The sequence below is a fragment of the Salmonella sp. SSDFZ69 genome, assembly GCF_004010755.1.
In the GTDB taxonomy this organism is placed as follows: Bacteria; Pseudomonadota; Gammaproteobacteria; order Enterobacterales; family Enterobacteriaceae; genus Salmonella; species Salmonella enterica.
The window spans coordinates 102,119-121,085 of the sequence record NZ_CP034832.1 but is presented as its reverse complement, the minus strand read 5'-3'; the positions used below and the strand labels follow the sequence as shown (position 1 = coordinate 121,085).

General features: G+C 43.3%; 15 protein-coding genes and 3 pseudogenes. 6 read left to right on the top strand and 12 right to left on the bottom strand.

Annotated elements, in window-relative coordinates:
* Positions 1-38 precede the first annotated feature (38 nt).
* Positions 39-743: an IS6-like element IS26 family transposase gene (locus EOS98_RS23850; RefSeq protein WP_001067855.1), complete on the bottom strand. Its 705-nt coding sequence runs from the start codon at positions 741-743 to the stop codon at positions 39-41.
* 72 nt (positions 744-815) lie between these two features.
* Here EOS98_RS23850 and EOS98_RS23845 point away from each other — a divergent pair.
* A pseudogene (locus EOS98_RS23845) lies at positions 816-1,034 on the top strand (IS1 family transposase); the annotation flags it as partial.
* A gap of 209 nt (positions 1,035-1,243) precedes the next feature.
* On the opposite strand, the pseudogene EOS98_RS23840 reads toward EOS98_RS23845, so the two are convergent.
* Positions 1,244-1,618: pseudogene (locus tag EOS98_RS23840) on the bottom strand (recombinase family protein); the annotation flags it as partial.
* Between the two features lie 63 nt (positions 1,619-1,681).
* Between EOS98_RS23840 and EOS98_RS23835 the strand changes: the two are divergent.
* Positions 1,682-2,386: an IS6-like element IS26 family transposase gene (locus tag EOS98_RS23835; protein ID WP_001067858.1), complete on the top strand. Its 705-nt coding sequence runs from the start codon at positions 1,682-1,684 to the stop codon at positions 2,384-2,386.
* On the opposite strand, the gene EOS98_RS23830 is transcribed toward EOS98_RS23835, so the two are convergent.
* From EOS98_RS23830 to trhI, 8 genes are all read right to left on the bottom strand, one after another.
* Positions 2,277-3,764 carry a hypothetical protein gene (locus EOS98_RS23830; protein WP_225872855.1) on the bottom strand — a complete coding sequence of 496 codons (1,488 nt, stop codon included), beginning with the start codon at positions 3,762-3,764 and terminating at the stop codon, positions 2,277-2,279. The two genes, EOS98_RS23835 and EOS98_RS23830, sit on opposite strands and share 110 nt — an antisense overlap.
* A gap of 77 nt (positions 3,765-3,841) precedes the next feature.
* Positions 3,842-4,969, bottom strand: a complete 1,128-nt coding sequence (locus tag EOS98_RS23825) for a DUF3150 domain-containing protein (RefSeq protein ID WP_000174395.1) — start codon at positions 4,967-4,969, stop codon at positions 3,842-3,844.
* A gap of 63 nt (positions 4,970-5,032) precedes the next feature.
* Entirely contained in the window at positions 5,033-5,206 is a 174-nt protein-coding gene (locus EOS98_RS24670) for a hypothetical protein (RefSeq protein ID WP_001176647.1), read from the bottom strand.
* Positions 5,207-5,337: 131 nt separating this feature from the next.
* Positions 5,338-6,396 carry an ATP-binding protein gene (locus EOS98_RS23820; protein WP_000063335.1) on the bottom strand — a complete coding sequence of 353 codons (1,059 nt, stop codon included), beginning with the start codon at positions 6,394-6,396 and terminating at the stop codon, positions 5,338-5,340.
* A gap of 57 nt (positions 6,397-6,453) precedes the next feature.
* On the bottom strand, positions 6,454-7,431 hold the full coding sequence (locus EOS98_RS23815; protein WP_042634278.1) for a hypothetical protein: 978 nt from the start codon (positions 7,429-7,431) through the stop codon (positions 6,454-6,456).
* 60 nt (positions 7,432-7,491) lie between these two features.
* Positions 7,492-7,869, bottom strand: coding sequence for a hypothetical protein (locus EOS98_RS23810; protein ID WP_000120822.1), 378 nt, complete (start codon positions 7,867-7,869; stop codon positions 7,492-7,494).
* Between the two features lie 57 nt (positions 7,870-7,926).
* Positions 7,927-8,799, bottom strand: a complete 873-nt coding sequence (locus EOS98_RS23805; RefSeq protein ID WP_000041927.1) for a hypothetical protein — start codon at positions 8,797-8,799, stop codon at positions 7,927-7,929.
* A 394-nt stretch (positions 8,800-9,193) separates the two neighbouring features.
* A complete protein-coding gene (gene trhI, locus EOS98_RS23800; RefSeq protein ID WP_042634277.1) occupies positions 9,194-10,978 on the bottom strand; it encodes an IncHI-type conjugal transfer helicase TrhI in 1,785 nt (594 codons plus the stop codon).
* Positions 10,979-11,157: 179 nt separating this feature from the next.
* Here trhI and EOS98_RS23795 point away from each other — a divergent pair, with 179 nt between their 5' ends.
* Positions 11,158-12,030, top strand: coding sequence for a hypothetical protein (locus tag EOS98_RS23795; RefSeq protein ID WP_000771832.1), 873 nt, complete (start codon positions 11,158-11,160; stop codon positions 12,028-12,030).
* Positions 12,031-12,058: 28 nt separating this feature from the next.
* Here the strand turns inward: EOS98_RS23795 and trhN are convergent, their stop codons facing one another.
* Both trhN and trhU read right to left on the bottom strand, forming a co-directional pair.
* Positions 12,059-15,247, bottom strand: a complete 3,189-nt coding sequence (trhN, locus tag EOS98_RS23790) for an IncHI-type conjugal transfer protein TrhN (RefSeq protein ID WP_000776705.1) — start codon at positions 15,245-15,247, stop codon at positions 12,059-12,061.
* Between the two features lie 18 nt (positions 15,248-15,265).
* A pseudogene (gene trhU / locus EOS98_RS23785) lies at positions 15,266-15,553 on the bottom strand (IncHI-type conjugal transfer protein TrhU); the annotation flags it as partial.
* Between the two features lie 63 nt (positions 15,554-15,616).
* Here trhU and EOS98_RS23780 point away from each other — a divergent pair.
* From EOS98_RS23780 to EOS98_RS23765, 3 genes are all read left to right on the top strand, one after another.
* A complete protein-coding gene (locus EOS98_RS23780; RefSeq protein ID WP_001067858.1) occupies positions 15,617-16,321 on the top strand; it encodes an IS6-like element IS26 family transposase in 705 nt (234 codons plus the stop codon).
* Positions 16,322-16,937: 616 nt separating this feature from the next.
* On the top strand, positions 16,938-17,756 hold the full coding sequence (locus EOS98_RS23770) for a DUF4942 domain-containing protein (protein ID WP_000193209.1): 819 nt from the start codon (positions 16,938-16,940) through the stop codon (positions 17,754-17,756).
* On the top strand, positions 17,753-18,958 hold the full coding sequence (locus tag EOS98_RS23765; protein WP_001572381.1) for a hypothetical protein: 1,206 nt from the start codon (positions 17,753-17,755) through the stop codon (positions 18,956-18,958). Before EOS98_RS23770 ends, EOS98_RS23765 begins: the two co-directional genes overlap by 4 nt.
* Positions 18,959-18,967: the final 9 nt, after the last annotated feature.

Here is an 18,967-nt window from a genome sequence, read left to right as displayed (position 1 = left end):
GTTAGCGATGAGGCAGCCTTTTGTCTTATTCAAAGGCCTTACATTTCAAAAACTCTGCTTACCAGGCGCATTTCGCCCAGGGGATCACCATAATAAAATGCTGAGGCCTGGCCTTTGCGTAGTGCACGCATCACCTCAATACCTTTGATGGTGGCGTAAGCCGTCTTCATGGATTTAAATCCCAGCGTGGCGCCGATTATCCGTTTCAGTTTGCCATGATCGCATTCAATCACGTTGTTCCGGTACTTAATCTGTCGGTGTTCAACGTCAGACGGGCACCGGCCTTCGCGTTTGAGCAGAGCAAGCGCGCGACCATAGGCGGGCGCTTTATCCGTGTTGATGAATCGCGGGATCTGCCACTTCTTCACGTTGTTGAGGATTTTACCCAGAAACCGGTATGCAGCTTTGCTGTTACGACGGGAGGAGAGATAAAAATCGACAGTGCGGCCCCGGCTGTCGACGGCCCGGTACAGATACGCCCAGCGGCCATTGACCTTCACGTAGGTTTCATCCATGTGCCACGGGCAAAGATCGGAAGGGTTACGCCAGTACCAGCGCAGCCGTTTTTCCATTTCAGGCGCATAACGCTGAACCCAGCGGTAAATCGTGGAGTGATCGACATTCACTCCGCGTTCAGCCAGCATCTCCTGCAGCTCACGGTAACTGATGCCGTATTTGCAGTACCAGCGTACGGCCCACAGAATGATGTCACGCTGAAAATGCCGGCCTTTGAATGGGTTCATGTGCAGCTCCATCAGCAAAAGGGGATGATAAGTTTATCACCACCGACTATTTGCAACAGTGCCCGTCAAAGGGTGATATGGATGACGGATGGCTGGCCGCTGTATGAATCCCGCCTGAAGGGAAAGCTGCACGTAATCAGCAAGCGATATACGCAGCGAATTGAGCGGCATAACCTGAATCTGAGGCAGCACCTGGCACGGCTGGGACGGAAGTCGCTGTCGTTCTCAAAATCGGTGGAGCTGCATGACAAAGTCATCGGGCATTATCTGAACATAAAACACTATCAATAAGTTGGAGTCATTACCCGCATGATTCAGCAGATAAATCCTTGAAAGCAGGTACTCAGCCCTCAGTGAACAGAATAAGTCAGCGTAATGTACTTTAGTGCTGACCACGTGCTCTGTATGATACAGAATCTATCTACTATAAACGAAAATACAGCACGATCAATGCTCACACTCTATATGGGACGTTCGTACCTGGACATGATTATCTGTGTTCAATGTCCCCGCATGACCGTCTTAACATCCAGAATATTACGTTTCCAAAAAAACCAGAAATGATAAAAAATGAGCTTAACGTACAATAATTTTCGATATCCAAACTGACCCCCACCAGTGCCCTTCTGATGAAGCGTCAGCACGACGTTCCTGTCCACGGTACGCCTGCGGCCAAATTTGATTCCTTTCAGCTTTGCTTCCTGTCGGCCCTCATTCGTGCGTTCTAGGATCCTCCGGCGTTCAGCCTGTGCCACAGCCGACAGGATGGTGACCACCATTTGCCCCATATCACCGTCGGTACTGATCCCGTCATCAATGAACCGGACTGCCACGCCCTGAGCGTCAAATTCCTTTATCAGTTGGATCATATCGGCGGCACTGTTGCAAATAGTCGGTGGTGATAAACTTATCATCCCCTTTTGCTGATGGAGCTGCACATGAACCCATTCAAAGGCCGGCATTTTCAGCGTGACATCATTCTGTGGGCCGTACGCTGGTACTGCAAATACGGCATCAGTTACCGTGAGCTGCAGGAGATGCTGGCTGAACGCGGAGTGAATGTCGATCACTCCACGATTTACCGCTGGGTTCAGCGTTATGCGCCTGAAATGGAAAAACGGCTGCGCTGGTACTGGCGTAACCCTTCCGATCTTTGCCCGTGGCACATGGATGAAACCTACGTGAAGGTCAATGGCCGCTGGGCGTATCTGTACCGGGCCGTCGACAGCCGGGGCCGCACTGTCGATTTTTATCTCTCCTCCCGTCGTAACAGCAAAGCTGCATACCGGTTTCTGGGTAAAATCCTCAACAACGTGAAGAAGTGGCAGATCCCACGATTCATCAACACGGATAAAGCGCCCGCCTATGGTCGCGCGCTTGCTCTGCTCAAACGCGAAGGCCGGTGCCCGTCTGACGTTGAACACCGACAGATTAAGTACCGGAACAACGTGATTGAATGCGATCATGGCAAACTGAAACGGATAATCAACGCCACGCTGGGATTTAAATCCATGAAGACGGCTTACGCCACCATCAAAGGTATTGAGGTGATGCGTGCACTACGCAAAGGCCAGGCCTCAGCATTTTATTATGGTGATCCCCTGGGCGAAATGCGCCTGGTAAGCAGAGTTTTTGAAATGTAAGGCCTTTGAATAAGACAAAAGGCTGCCTCATCGCTAACTTTGCAACAGTGCCAGACAAAGCCTCATTGTAAACATTCAAATCGATAAGGAGATCAGGGATATCCCATTCAGAAGCACCGAATTCGGCTTTCACGTCATCGGATACTTTTGATGCAATACCTTCAATCTCTTTAGCCAAAGCATCGTGATAATCTTCGCTATCCTCATCACTGCCAAGAAAGGCATCCAACAAATCTGCCAGTATCTCCCATTGAGCCGATGAAAAGTTACTTTCATCTTCAACGTTAGTCGAACTGGCTTCATCTGATTCACTCTCGGAAGGGTTAATCGCATCAGTATCGTCTTCAATAATGTTATCACCTGTGGGATTGCCACCGGTGGGTTCATTATTTCCCTCGTTATCTTCAGCAAGTTCTGAAGGCTCAGAACATCCCTCTTGAGCAAGATCAGAGTTATCGGAAGTATCTGCCTGACCTTCACTATCGTCCTCAGAATCATCCTCACGACTATCAGTCGACTCAAGCGATTTATCTTCTGATTCGGTATCGGTATCGGTATCGGTCTCGGATTCATCATATGCCTCCTGCTCCTCCTGCTCTGTCTGCTGCTGTTGTTCCCTTGCCTCATCCCGCAGTCTCTCTAAAAGAGCCAGGGTCTTACGAGCAAGGGATTCACAGCCCTGAGTATTTTCACAACCAAGAGCATCATGAAAAATTTCCTCAACATCAGAAATTACTGGAGAAAGTATCTTTTGGGCATAGTCAAAAAACGGATCGAGTGTTTCTTTGTGACCTGCCTGCTGAAGGACTTTTACTCGCAATGAGTTAAGCAGATACCACTCAATAAATAGGACAGGATTTTCCGGACGAGAAGATATATCAGGAGTCATCCTTCCGGCTTTAACCATCAGTGCGTAAGTGGCTGCAAGCCGCCGCTTTGCATCCGGATAATCGTTACCAACCTTCTCTTCCATCTGTACATCATCGAACAGATTTATAAGCCCGGTAAGACGTTTTGCCCTGCTATAAGCTTTACGTTTCTCAGCGAGGCTCTCAAACTCTGCATTCATTCCGTCATCGAAGCGTGTAAACCCTTCAGATGACTTGAGAACACTATTAAAGGCGTCACTGTAAACCTCGCTGTCGGTATAGCGACCATGACCAGCTTCATGACAGGTAAAACCTTCAATCAGACTGACAAAGTCATCATCGCTATAATCGCCGTTTGGTAAAACACAAACTTTATTTACAGGATCAAAATACGGTCCTTTGGTATTGTCGTCTATTACAACTCTTACATCGCCTAAGCCGCTAATGACTTTTGCTATATTCTGTAAACGCTTAATATGGCGCGGTGATGATTTAAGATCTAATTTCATAGAATACCTCTTTATAAAAAAGGGGTACTCACCCAGATGGTGAAGTACCCATCTGGGGTTTTTAATAAAGCAAACAGTTACCAGCCTTTGAGCTCGATATCAAAACCATTTTCAACATTGTCTTCCTGTTGCGAAACTGATTTCTCAGGTTCAGCTACAGGATCAGTGTTTGAAAACGTGCTGTTATTTATATCGTTCTCTACGACAGGTTCAACCTGGAACACATTTGTTGAATCTAAAATAGCTTCAATACCTGTGTTCTGTAGCGCGTTCGGTTCTGTTTGTGAGCTTTGATTAAATGATCTGGTAATAGATTCCAACCAGTCAGTAACCTTTTGCTCTCCTGAAATAATACGCTTTAACATTGAAGCATCACTCATGAAATAAAACCACTGCTGTAACACCGCAACGTCGCGAGGTTCAGAAATGGCACCTTTAGGTAAATTATTCATTATGTGTTTTATAGCTTCTGCAAGTACTGCCGCCTCTTTATGTATAAACATGAAGCTAATGATCTTATTTTGCATTTGCTTCAGTCGGTCAATAGTACTTGAGCGCAAATTGTTATTTTTGCTAATTTTTTCATAAACCTTCATTGCTTCTTCTGCCAGATCTGTTATCAATTGTTCCTGATAGTAGTCCTGGGTTTCATCACCTTCAACGCTAATAGGCGTAAAAGGAATAAAGTGAGCAATATTAAATCTAAAGGATTTTATGAAATCATCTTTAGTTAATTTCAACTGATCAATCAAAGAAGACATTCTTGGGCTTCTATTTTTTTCAGCCTCAATATGCATCTCATAATTGTCTACAACGTTTTGAATACCTGCCTGAAACTCTCGTTCAATCTCTTGGGCCCCTTCCAGAAACTCTTCCATACTGGATACTGGTAAAATCCACATATTGCTATAGCGGATGCACAAGCGTGAGCAAAGAGTTGATATTCTGCTGGTAATCGTACTTTTGAAGCTAAGGGCTTTTATGTCAATCCAGCGTACTTCGCTTTTAGATACGCTTTTTTGATCCGTAATATCATCTCCATCATAAGACAAATCGATTTTATCGGTTCGACGCGATCCTTGACAGCCACTTATTTCAATTTTTGTTATAACTGCACCTTCCAGTAAATCTGGATATGATTTTGCAAAATTCTCAGAGATTTGTTTTGCAGATACTTTGTTAAGCATTGAAGTATTTAAAGTCATGGGTTTCTCCAAAAAAAAGGGGAAACCCTCCCCAACGGGAAAGATTTCCCGATAGGGTTGATATTAAAGCTTCTCTGGTGAAATTAAAAGAATACCGGGAAACTCAGCAACAACATCATCATTGCCCATTGCTCCCTGATACATATAACCTTTTAATTCCATTTGTTTAATCAGACCTTCCATATTTATTTTACCATCATGATAAAACAATAAAGAATAGTCGTTATTCAGTTGCATAAGTCCAGTAAAATTAGTTCCGTTTTTTGCTATAGCAATGGTAGCAGCACCATCCGTACTTAAAAACGCACTAAATTCAAGATGGGATAACTCTGAGATACAAATATCAGAGGTTTCATAACAAATCCCATCTAACTCGACTTTTTTGCTGTGAAATACTCCAGCGATTTATCCTTGTCTTCGCCAAGAGAAAGATCTATAGCTTGAAGAACAAGATCGACCACATGTAAAGGTAAAGCAGAAGCAAAAGCTATTTTGAAAGTGTCAAGAAGACTAAAGGTTTTTAACGTCATCGACGTGCCAACCCAAGCTACTAATTGACGAATATCCATCACACTGTCTTCTGTACCAGAGTCATTTACTGCAATCGCTACTCTTACGAACTTCTCAATGACCTGAAAAGGCAAAGAGCTATATCGTTTAGTAAGCACATTGGTTAAAGCAACTTTGTCGGGCTTCTCCATTTCAACTATCAAGAACCGCTTTATAAAAGCTGCATCTTGACGTTGAGAAGAAACGAACCGGCGAGCGCCTCCACTCATGTTTGTGTTTGCAGTACCAATAAATCGCGTGTAGCCATTAGCAGTTATAACCTCACCACCATTAGCACTGAGTGACCAGGGCTTACGTTCAATGGGCATGTGAAGTTTTGCTGCCGTATCAGGATCGATTTTGTCCACTTCATCCAGAAGAATGAGGTGACCATTACGAAATCCCGTTACCAAATCGCTGTGTACAAAACCTGTATTACCACCATTAAGACTGCGCTCACCTTCAAGCTCATCAACTCGAATATTGCTGTTGATCTGCTTAATTGTCAGCGGCCAATTCATCATGTGGCTAATGTACATTACCATTTCAGTCTTGCCAGAACCGGACTCACCTTTAAGACACACACTTAAATCTATATCCGGACTGATAAGCAGTTTAACCACTTGTTCAAGTATTCGGGGATTTGGTATGTAGTCTTTGTTCAGCGGAGCTCGATACGAGGTTTTAGTTTTGAAAACAGGCACAGCCATCTTTGGATCCATTTCTGGAATACCAAAAAGGTCCTTTGCTAGAACTAAAAGATACTCACCTTTATCCACATAATGTTTTAACTTTATAACATCCGGGGAAAGAAGAGCTTCTAATTTTTCATAAGCATCAGAAGATGTTTCATTTAACTTCATAGCGGCATTAGACATTTTTAACTCCGGTAAAATGCAAACACCGCCCTCTGGCAGATGTTTGCCAGTGGCATTTTATTTGAGATTCATTTGGCAAATAGTTGCCATCAGTTTCCTGATTTGAGGCACATTATAACCAAGATGATTTCCCACTATTTCAAAAGCTTCAGACATGATCCATTCAAAATGATTTTCGAATATTGGATTGATTTCTAACTTGCCAAAAGCGTTTCGTTTAGTTAACAGATCACATGAAACAAGCTCGTCAAACAACTCTAATGTGGATTTAAAAGCTTTTATGTAAACATCCATAATTTCCCTGTCAGTCCATTTAACAGCCAGTTTTTTTTCTGACATTAAATAATCCTGATCAAAGAAGATGTCCCAGCCCATATCGTCATTGCAATCATGCAAAATGATTTCATCATCATTCCTGCATTCAGCTAATTTCGTGTTTTCACTAATCGAACGATGCGAATGATAATAGAGCCATGATTTTAATTCCGCTCTAAATTCACATGCATCAAGTCCATGACATAAACAAGTGTATTCAAATGATTTTGACATATACCACCGTGTTTCAGCTTCTAAAAGTGGATTCACTGTGATATTACCATTGTCATCTTTGAAGAATAACTTTCTCCTCAACACTAGTTCTTTAATGATTTCCAAAGACTCTTCCATAGCGGATAGAAAAACAACATACACATCCTCAGGGGTCCATTCTATTACCAGACCACCCAAATCTGGGTTATATTCTTCAACCGTATATAGATAATCTGTTTCTGCTGCAAAATTAATTGTATGCAAAATCTGATTTTTAAGTAATTTGGATTTTTCATAAAGGTGATTTTCACGCCTTTCAGAATCATAATTTATCTCAGAAATGTTACTTTCTTCTGATTTAAAGTTTAATCCGGACGTGTAAGCATCATTTAAATGCTCTTTGGGTGAATCAACTATTTGCGTTATTTCATCTTCATCTATATCGAGTATAGAAAAAAAACTAAGTTGATTACTACTTATTGCAGTAGCCCTAAATTTTTGTTTCATGGGGACTCCAAAAGGAGAAATCCCATGAAGGGATTTCTCCCCTTTAGGGTGGGTTTAATGTCAGATCTGATTAAAGCTACTTTGTCCAAAACCTTTTAGAGGTTTAGGTATGTGAGCCAACTTACTTGTTGCTACCACTCTCATGTAGTCAAGAGGATGTTCTCTCCCTTCAATCATAATAGTATCGACAACAATATAACCGGAGACCATCAACTCATCACCCTGATTTATACCAGTGAAACAGGTTGAATACATTTCAGGCGACACCTTGATTTGAACTGAAAATTCTCTCTCAGTGATTTCACCATCAACTTCTGTCTTCATCCTATTTTTGAGCTTTATTAACAAACCTATACTCTGGTCAGTCATTTTTTTCTCCACAGCACTGATAACTATCCCGGACACTTTTACTTCATTGATATATTCAAGATATGACATTTTCCGCTCCTCGATTTGTTCAAAGAGAAGCCCCGTTAGGGTTCCCCCTTAACAGGATTAAATAAATTTATTAGTTACATACATGAACGTGCAGACTACCAAACAGGCAATTCCGGCAATATGTAACCAATTTCTTGTTGGTTTAGTTGGTGCAATCGCTAAAGAGTTCTCCAACTTCTCTGTTACAAGACGTCGATTCTCTGCTTTAGCCGCATCATCTAAATATTGAGTTTCACGCTTAGCGAGAGTCTCAATTTTCGATTTTATTGCATGGTCCCATCCTTTAGTTTCAAAAACGCTTAACTCACTAAAGGTGTGCGTCATGAGATCTTCTGGGAAACCCAGTTTTTTCATTAACGGACGAATGGTATCATACATTTTTTCTACATTTTCGTAGTGGGCCTTTACTGCGACATCAAAACGCTTACGTAAAGTTAATTTTTCACGTTTGCAAATGATGTCCGAAACCCAATTTATTAACTGCTCATTTTTGAGTTCACTGGCTTTTTCAAGTGAGTAATCCAGATTATCCACGTCAAGAAATGAATTTAATCCGTATTTTTCAAACTCCTCAACAAGATATTTATCCAGTTCAGTTAAGCTTTTAAAAAGTGGTACATCTGGGGAAGCTTTAAGAAGCTTATAAGCTCCTTCGAAATCAATTTTCTTGACCACGAGCTCCACAACATCCACATGATAATAGCTTGAATAAGCAGAAAGCTTTTCGGCCAACAAAGACACAGGCTTAAGAGACTTAAGTTCAATGATATTTGGGCCGTCCTCATTCAAAATAACAATCAGTTCATTATCACGTTCTGTATATTTCATCAGAACTTCTAAGAGCTGTTTGTTTAGCGCCTTATCCATCTCTGGAATAATTTCACTAAAGGTTTGATGAAGGGCTTTACTGCGAGCTTTATTTTTAGACATTTGGGGTCACCTATATATAGTAAGAAGGAAGAAACAATTTTTTGTTTCAACACGAAGGCAAAGCCTGTCATTCATCTCCCGTAAGCTATGAACCGCCTGATTTATACTATCTGGCATTAGAAGTACGCAACAAAAATAGCTCCAGGAGGAGCTAAATTAGTTACGGTTTGGTAAATTCAGATTGCCTTTTTCAGGCATGGGAAGTGCACCAGCGACAAAGGTGACATTTTGCCGGTGGTGTCTTACAGCTTGTTTAAGCTGGCCGCTTTTCACGGCTAAATCAACGCTTAACGCGAAAGTAACTTTAAGCAAAGTTACTCAAATTTGGGAGCTGATATTTAAGCTCATTGTTTTTATACTATAGCTTTAAGCATAAGTAAATGCCCATATCGAATTATTCTGTATAAACTGGAGAAATTCGAATATTAGCTGCTTCTTTTATCTTTTCTTCACTGCATTCTCTTAAAAAGAAAGAAGGGTCACCATACCACATTACAAAAAGTTGCTTTTCTGCACGCGTAAATCCAACATAAAGCAAACGTCTTTCTTCTTCTATTGCCTCCTCCCCAACTGATCTTTTACTTGGTATCTGATCCGCATTACAACTCATTATTATTACTTTATTCCACTCAAGACCCTTTGAACCATGCAAGGTTGATAGGACTACTTTCTCTGGGCTGTATTCCTCGTCCTTCTTCCTAGGGCCTAATGACATTGCAGCAGCACGATTGATCATATTCATCCAACCAGTCTTTTCTGCCCACTGTTTACAAGTGTCTAAAGCAATTTTTGTTAAGGTTGCTGTACCTTTATTACTCCTCATCTTGATTGACGACGATTCCATCCATTTCGTAAGGTTGGCGAAACGTTTTGCTATCTCAACTTTATCAGTACTTTCCTGGGTAAAGCGCACGAAGTTTGAATGTAATGTTTTTGTTTCGAGAGAACTGTCCTCCGGGATGGCAAGGTCGCCAAAAGTAACTTTTCTTCCTCTCATACTCAATGCCACATCATCCAAAACTGATTCCTGTTCTCCAAACAATGCCAATACTCTCTTCATTAAGCGAGGATCATTTGATTGTCGGAAAAAGGCCATAAGGCTTAACACATCGCTTGTTTCTTTTTCATCCCAGAATGATTTACCTCCGTAACGAATTACTGGCTGTTCGATCAAACTTTCTAGCTCATCCAAGTGAGCATTATTGCGGCTTAGAATTGCCCATCCATGTGGATCCTGATTTATAAGGCTTAAAATACCCTGTATCTGTTCCTCCATATCTACATATGAACGAAAAGTGACCTTTCCTCCTCCCTTTTTTGCCGAGCGTAACTCTTTGGCATAACGGTAAACATTCTTTCCTATCAGTGCTCCGGCCACCTCTAAAATTTCAGGTTCACACCTAAAGCATGTGTTTAAGTAAAATATGTTAGGTCTGAAGTGTTTTTCAAACTGTTGAAATATTTTTACTCCTCCTGAGGATCTGAAGGAGTAGATGGCCTGATCATCGTCTCCAACTATACTCGTATAGACTCCAGCTCTTGTATGCAATGCTATCCATGAGAATTGTATAGAGTCAGTATCCTGAACTTCGTCTACTATCAAATGTGTCAAATCTAACGTGCGCATTTTTCCCGAATGCATTTGACCGACAACAAATTTTGAAAGAGCATTGAGGTCCGCCACATGGTCTTTCTGGCATAACGCCTGATAGGTATTAAATAAATGGATCTGTTGTCTGTTATGCCGAACTGAAATCACATCCGTATCCATTTCTCTGCCGATAGCATCAATAACGAATTCAGCTTCAGCAAACTTCATCGTTACACCGGATTCTTTCAAAGCCCGGTGAATGACAGATCTCTGTGCTGGCCCTATCAACATCTTTCCCGGCCAGCGAATCATGTCCAGTTGCTTCTTAACGAGTCCGTGAAAAGTATCCACCAGCACCCGGTCAAGATCCTTCTTGCTCAATCGCTTTTGTAACTTTGCTGCAAGTGCGTTTGTTGCAGCGCGAGTAAAGGTCACCATCCCGATTCTTGCATATGGATACTTTTTGAGAATCGATATAACCGCTTCTATCATGGTGAATGATTTGCCTGATCCAGGCGCTGCTATCACCATATTGTTTGCGCTAGCATTCTCGATAACAGGTCTTTGCTCTTCTGTTGGCTTACCCATTTCAACCTCATTACTTCGTTTTAATAATTATACATTTTTATAAAAGCGCTTTTCTTGTGTACTGCTGGTTCTACTGGAAATCACTTTTTTTCCTTTTTTATGCAATCAGGTTGTTTGTGAAACGCGTGACTATGGAATAATGGTTCCATCTCCAAAAGACATTACAAAAAGGGCTTTAAATGAAACTTTTACGTTTAGTATCTCTGGTCTCTTCTGTCGTCATTGGTTTTTCCCTATCGGGTTGTGCCGGTGACACCGGCACTACGCCAGGCACCGCTCTGAATGCGTACAGTCACGGCCAGTACTGGCATGCTAAAGCAAATGATTCTGTCGCCAAGAATGCCTATTCGTTTGCTGGTTTCGACGTTAATTTTAAGGAGCAAGAGGTTACTCCTGGAGGGGATGCCGACAACTTTCTTTCTAAGTATCTCATCAATAGTTCGATGGGCTACGTAACAGGCGGTCTAAAAGGTTTTGGGATCATGAGCCTCGGCTCTTTGTACAGTTCTTCTGACGCCGAATACATCCAGGTCAATCAATACCTAGTGTTCGTCCCCAATCCAAAAAAATTGCCTTACAATGATGAAAGTTTGGTACGTGAAGGAGCTAAGTATGTTTTTGAGCATACAAAAGCAACTCAGGCCTCATTTGGATACAACCCTGAAAAACAGAAAGCAGCTCTGGCCACATGTAAAATTGATATGGCAGTCGTCAATAAATGGAGTACCTGTGATCTGCCCTCTAAGCCTGATGCTGATGTTTTCCCTACAGATTCAATGTACAGCTTTCAGGCGATTCGCCCCGCAACAGGAACCGAAATTCCTCAGCTAAACCTTCCCGCTGGTGATTACGCTGTAATTCGTTATGTGTTCATCCCATTTAAAGGAAACGAAACAAGCGCTGATTTTTCGGGTATCATTTTCCGTTCTGATAGCCCAAATACAACAACTCCAGGGGGTGTTGCAGCCTCCATCAACGGAAAAGATTATTACCTCTTTACCGGTGAATACGGTAAAAAAGGCTTCCCAGAAAAAACATTGAAAGCCAAGTAATTAAAAAAGGGGCCTAACGGCCCCTTCTTCAATATTTCGGCAACTGCTTGCCCGTAACCGGATCCAGCGTAGTTGAACCTACCTCACATATGGCCGGTCGAGGTAAATAGCTACAATCTACATTTTCCTCTTTTATAGCCTGAGCATTTTCTTGTCTGGCCTTTATCATATTTTCTTCACCGCCCATTGCTTCCTTGGTACGTTCTGATGGAAGTTGATAGTTCTCATTCTGGAATGGTAAGTTTTCCACAATTGATTCTTCGGAGAATTTTGAATATTGATCAGGAACTTCTCCTACCTGAACTGCATCATTAATCCACTCCGTCAGATCAATTTTATCGAAATCCAGTTGCTGTATTTGCTTTATTGATAGCCCCACGCAATTAGAGGCGACAGGGTCTATTCCTAATTGCGGATAAGCTTGTTGCATAATAACGCGTGACAACATGGAATTATAACAGCACATGTCTGTTGCTTTTTTAACGCATTTCTTTGTGAAACCAACATTCAGATATTTGACGCATCGTTCCGTATCTAATGTAAAACAGGATTTTTGATTCTTATGAATAGAAGCTTCCATCTCTTTCTGGTCGCATGCTACCAACATTTCTAAAAGCATTTTAGTGACCTGATAGGCTGTATAAATCCAACCGATCACGTTTAATGCAAGCATAAAGTTTTGAACCGCAGCCGAGAAGACAACCTCTCCTCCGGTAGTAGCAACGTTCTTAAAGACAAAGTCTCGAACTGTATCTGGTAGCAATTCGTAGGCTTTCTTCATTGCCATCTGCTTAAGCTGACCTATACCGAAGCTGGACATTGTTTCCTGTGCCAACTGGCCAGCACCTCCTGCCCCTCCAGAAGTTGCGGAAGACCCAACTGCCCTGCTTAGATTACCAGCGACGTTTTCATATACGCTCGTTAAGGAGCTCGTGACATTGTTCCACATTTGCCCTACTGTTTTACCAGCTGATGCAGTCCACTCACCGACCGCATTGGACATAGAAGCCCATGTACCTGTATCACCGCCGGTCCATTTTATTAGCTGAGCATTAACTCTGGTCCAGTTAGTGTTTCTGATCATAGATCCGGCAAGCATGATACCTTCAAGTGCTCCTGCGGTTCCCTGCGGTGCTTCGCAGCAGTCCGTCTTTGCCAGGCCATTTACAAAGCCTACTGAACGACCACACCATTCAGGTTTTCCTTCAAAGACAGAACAGGAATTGGCATCGTTAGGGTCTTCGCATTTGGCTTCGCCCTGCATGTACTGAACCATGTTTGAATAAGCCGCAACTTTTCCAAAATCGTTGTTCTCTTCCTTTGGCCCAGTTTCGCATGTTCCTCCAGAACATGGGATCATGCCAACACAGGCATTTGTAGAAGATTCAACCTCACGAACTACATCCTTACCTCTGTCACAGGTGTATTTCTGTTCATACATGTAGCAGCTGTTAGTGCCCTCATCGAACCAACCCTCTGCACATGTTTGTTTATCGAGTACACATGCTGCATCATTTTTATAAGAACTACATGCATCAGGCATACTCTTAATTTCTTCGTAGTTGTAACAGAGGTCCTTTCCATTAGCGTCTTTCATAATTTTCCCACTGGCGTCATAAGAGCAAATCTTGTCTTTAGCCAATGGATCACAAAAATAGCCTTCAAGGTTAGTCTTCCAGGTAAGAAAGCCTTTATCGCCTTCATACAGCGGCTTTGCCATAGAAAGCACGCTTTCCGGAAGCCGCTTCGTGCCAACATCCATATCTTTAAACCGATCGAAACGGCAGAATGTATTTGGTGTTTGTACAGCATCGTAACAACCAGCTGGTTCCTGGACGTGCTTATCTTCGAGCTTCATATTTTCAAACGTCAGCTCAACCTCAAAGTACCCTTCACCTCCCCCACCAACCCAGACTCTGGATGCCATTGTCACTTCACGATCAGGTTCTTCATAAACTGATTTTCTGACCTTTTCAGTTACATCGTATACTTTGTCGAGTTTCCACGATTTTTTTAACTCCCAAGATCCCTTTGGAGCCGGATAGTCACTTTCTCGATATGCACCATCTATGTGAGCAAAAATCTGCGTGCCATCAAGTGTTACCCGCATGTGGTCATCCCACTCCGCGTTAACAATCTTTGCTGAGGCCAATTTTGCATCCGGATGGAATTTTAATGTCAGTTCGTTATCAAATACCCCGTCACTCCAGTAGTTGTCATCACGGCGACCAAACCATATACGCACACAATTATCGCCGCACATCGACATGTCTCCGTTTCCGCCTGAAATGTATACAGGAACAGAGAAGTCACGAGTTATCGTGCAGCTGCTGAAGTTATCTTGCTTAGGCGAGTTACAGTAGAACTCTTTGTAATCAGGATAGTGTGTGGTTACTGTTTTTTTGGAGGTCTCAACATTACAGTTCTGAAGCCAGTTTCCAGTACCAGCAACAGCATTGGTTATCTCATTTCTCCCCGCAGTAAACATGGGATCGTTAGGCTTTACAGACGATGCCGGGTTGTCCTTGTTAGCATTTACGAGGGTGCGGTAGGCAACGCCATCATAACTTTGAGCATCAAATAACTGGCTTTTCCGATTCTTTATATCGTTAACAAAGCCATCCTCATCCCCATAACGATCTGCGGCGTTGAACTTTATATCGCTGTGCTTTTGCTCTGAGCTGAAAATCTCTCCCGTATTTGTTTTGGTTCCAGGAGTAGTATTGGGATTACTGCTTATACCAATGTTGCCATTAGCATCACGAGAGAGCAGCTTTGCCCCTTCCTTGGTGTAGTTTGAATTGATTGTCCCTCCAGACATACTCGGCAGTTGTACGGCGCTACCAATAGACTTTCCATCGGATGCGGCATTTTTCATGACACTTTCATTAGAGTTCCCTGCCCCATACTTCCCGAGATTAAGATTAGCGGATTCGGCTTTACCCACGTATTTCTCGGTGATCTTCCCACTGACATTCTCGCCTGAATCCGCGTTCTTGTATTTCTCCACAATGTCCTGAGCACTGGTGGTTGCATTGCGATTTGCGTTAGGATTTGCAAGGTTAAAATTATTTTCGAGCTGGTCAAATATAGCGTCAGCAGCGTAAACACGTGGTGTCATTACCATGTTTATGAGTGTGACATAAAAAGCCCAACTCATAGTATTGGCAACCATTGATGCAATAATCGCTGAGGTGATTGTTTTTCTAAGTTTCACTTATTTTCTCCTTAGAAATCAAACGCCTGGAACGTAGCGAACACAACAGTCATTGTAACGCCACAACATATAGACATAATTATCGTTGCCTATTTTTTTGCGCCCACCTTTAAGGGTTGACCAGTCGTGTACCGAATCACCAAGACGATGACAGCAATCCGGTCCCTTCGCCTCAGGAGTAGGGAAAAGCATTGAAAGCCGATACTGGGAACGTGGTGTAAAGTATTCCCACGTTTTCTCACACATTGCGTCTGCTCCCATCGTTCGCATCAGCATGCCTTGGCGATGTAGTTTTGTCAGAAGACGGGCACTGTTGCAAATAGTCGGTGGTGATAAACTTATCATCCCCTTTTGCTGATGGAGCTGCACATGAACCCATTCAAAGGCCGGCATTTTCAGCGTGACATCATTCTGTGGGCCGTACGCTGGTACTGCAAATACGGCATCAGTTACCGTGAGCTGCAGGAGATGCTGGCTGAACGCGGAGTGAATGTCGATCACTCCACGATTTACCGCTGGGTTCAGCGTTATGCGCCTGAAATGGAAAAACGGCTGCGCTGGTACTGGCGTAACCCTTCCGATCTTTGCCCGTGGCACATGGATGAAACCTACGTGAAGGTCAATGGCCGCTGGGCGTATCTGTACCGGGCCGTCGACAGCCGGGGCCGCACTGTCGATTTTTATCTCTCCTCCCGTCGTAACAGCAAAGCTGCATACCGGTTTCTGGGTAAAATCCTCAACAACGTGAAGAAGTGGCAGATCCCACGATTCATCAACACGGATAAAGCGCCCGCCTATGGTCGCGCGCTTGCTCTGCTCAAACGCGAAGGCCGGTGCCCGTCTGACGTTGAACACCGACAGATTAAGTACCGGAACAACGTGATTGAATGCGATCATGGCAAACTGAAACGGATAATCAACGCCACGCTGGGATTTAAATCCATGAAGACGGCTTACGCCACCATCAAAGGTATTGAGGTGATGCGTGCACTACGCAAAGGCCAGGCCTCAGCATTTTATTATGGTGATCCCCTGGGCGAAATGCGCCTGGTAAGCAGAGTTTTTGAAATGTAAGGCCTTTGAATAAGACAAAAGGCTGCCTCATCGCTAACTTTGCAACAGTGCCATTGTATCTTACTCATAGTGCCCTACCTATAGGTTAAAAAGGGGCATTTTCGCTTTATAGCGTGTTCAGCAGCATCAATCCTCCCAAGAAAGGCTGGCTTATTAAGCCGGTCCATCATTTTCTGTATATCTCTCATCAATTTTTATATCCGCCCTGGAGTGCACCGTTCAAGCACACCGATTAGGCAGATAGTCACTAGTTAACTCTTTACTAGTGACTAAATTCCATTGATATACGTGACAACGTCACGTCATGAAAGCTTATAAATGCCTATTTTTCATACAATGGGATTTAATTAGGAGTAAATCCCATAGGCTTACATAAGGATGACAATTAAAAGCGTTAAATATCAACCAGATAGAATGATTACCCCCAATTAATGGGCTCATCACATTATTTCACTGGCTGGGGTTATTGCTGGCATATCTGAAAGTGCTAATATGTTAGTCATTAGTAATTAGTAAAGCCTTTACTAAACGCGTTTCTACGTAAATTCTATAGGTTTTATAGTGTCCTACCTTTGCTCAAATCAAAATGTTCTGACATACCAAAATGGAGTGTAAAATGACTCAAAACCAGGGTTCTGAGCCAGTACCGGCGAGCCGGACAGGGCAGCTCATCAGCGCCCGGGATATGGCCATGCAGAAATTCGAAGAAGGGATGCGGTTAATCTCGGAAGCGTCGGAACTGTGCGGTCTCTCTCTCTTCACCAGCAGAATTATGCAGCCCAACGCATTTGGTCTTCCGTCGTCACTGGATCGCACCATCGAGGAGGGGCGTAAGGAAATTGACCGTAAAACGTGGAAAAGGCTCTTTGAAGAAACAGGTATGGACCGGTACTGGAACCATAAGCAAAAAGAAGCCTTTAACGAATCCCTTCGTACGGATCCGCCCGTCGCTTCCCTGGAGATTGTTAAGGGAACATTACAGCATGCACTGGCTAACAGACGAGACACCCTTGCAGAAGGTTTCGTTGATGTTCTCAACAAGCTTGACCGAAGTTTCAAAAGCAATGCCAGGCAATATACAATGCCAAAAAAGCTTGTTCTTCGGGGGATTTTTCCTGGTGTGAACGTGCTGAGGTACAACGGTTTCTCGCAGGACAATCACTTTTGTTTACGCGACTTTGAGAATATTGTATGCATCTGTTCTGATACTCCAACACCTGCAACCGGCGGTGGGCTGAGTATGGTCGACAGGCTGACGGCCATGAGAAATACAGAATTCACAGGCGAGGTCAGTGATGAGAATGGCTGGCGGTGTCGCCTGTTTGAGAATGGAAACGTTCATATTTGCATCGACAGTATCTCGCTTCTGAATGCTCTGAACGATCTTATCAGCATATATTTTGCAAACCAGCTTCCGGCCGCAGGAAAAAAATGATGATTGAAAATGATAAAGAAAAAAGCCTGAACGATGCTACCCCGCCAGAGGTGCAGAATGACATCCGCAGCGAATCCACTGAAAAATCAAAGGAAATGGGTCGTTCAAGGTACTCATCTATCGCGATGATCGATTACTTCAATGCAATCGAACGTCTGTGCAAAGAGAAAGAAATTAACCCGGAAAATATCGATCTGAGCTTCAAAGTTCACTGGCTCAGAAACGCTGTTGGCGGCTCGTTTGCAAGGTCACAGGAGATGTTCGCGGAGTACCAGAAGTATGTTAAAGAGGTTCCTGAAGAGGCCCGTTACCTGGATATACCCGATGAGGTAAAGGTTGCACTCGGCGATATTATCTCGTACATCACCTGGCACTACCGTAGAAGCTATACCGCAATACAGAATGATAGTGTTAAAAAAGCTGAAGCACGTAGCATGCAGCTGGAGGAGGAGGTAACGCAGCTGTTACAGCGGCTTGAGCAAAGCGCTACCGATATGGATGAGCTGAAACTTGAGAATCAGGCACTACAGGGTCGATTAGAGATCCGGGACAGTACCGTCAAGGAGTTAGAAACAAGGCTGAATGTTGCCGAAGCAGAACTCGAAACCTGCCATCACCAGTTAGATAGCACACGGCATGAATTGAGCCTCGCACAGCAGTCAAATGACTCACTCTCCCAGCAACTGGCTGAACGTAAAACAGAGATCGCTGGTCACCTTGAATATCAAAAAAAGCTGAACGAAGAGATCAACACGCAGCGTTCTGATAACGCCGGTCTTTCCAGACAATGCGACCAGTTAAGTCAGACTGTGTCAGATACAAAGGCAGAGAGGGACAGGTTTGAACAGGAATTGATTGCTGCACAGAACCTTTGTACTGAGCTGAAAAGTGCACTGTCCGGGAAAGAGGGTGACCTGGTGGCGGTGAATGCCGAGCTTACTGAACTCCATAAACTAAACGAGTCGCTGAGCGCCGACCTGAATAAAGTAACTTTGGTCAGCCAGGGCTATGAAGCGGAAGTGGCTGAACAAAGCAATGAACTCAAAACGCTCCAGGCCAAAGTAATGAAGCTGGAAGCTACCCTGGAGGCGGAGAAAACAATCTCAGAATCCCTAAAAGGCACCATTGATACATTAACTGGTGCAATGGCAGGGGGAGGTACTGGAAAGTCAAAACAGCCGCGTAGCAGAAAAACATCATGATAAATGAAG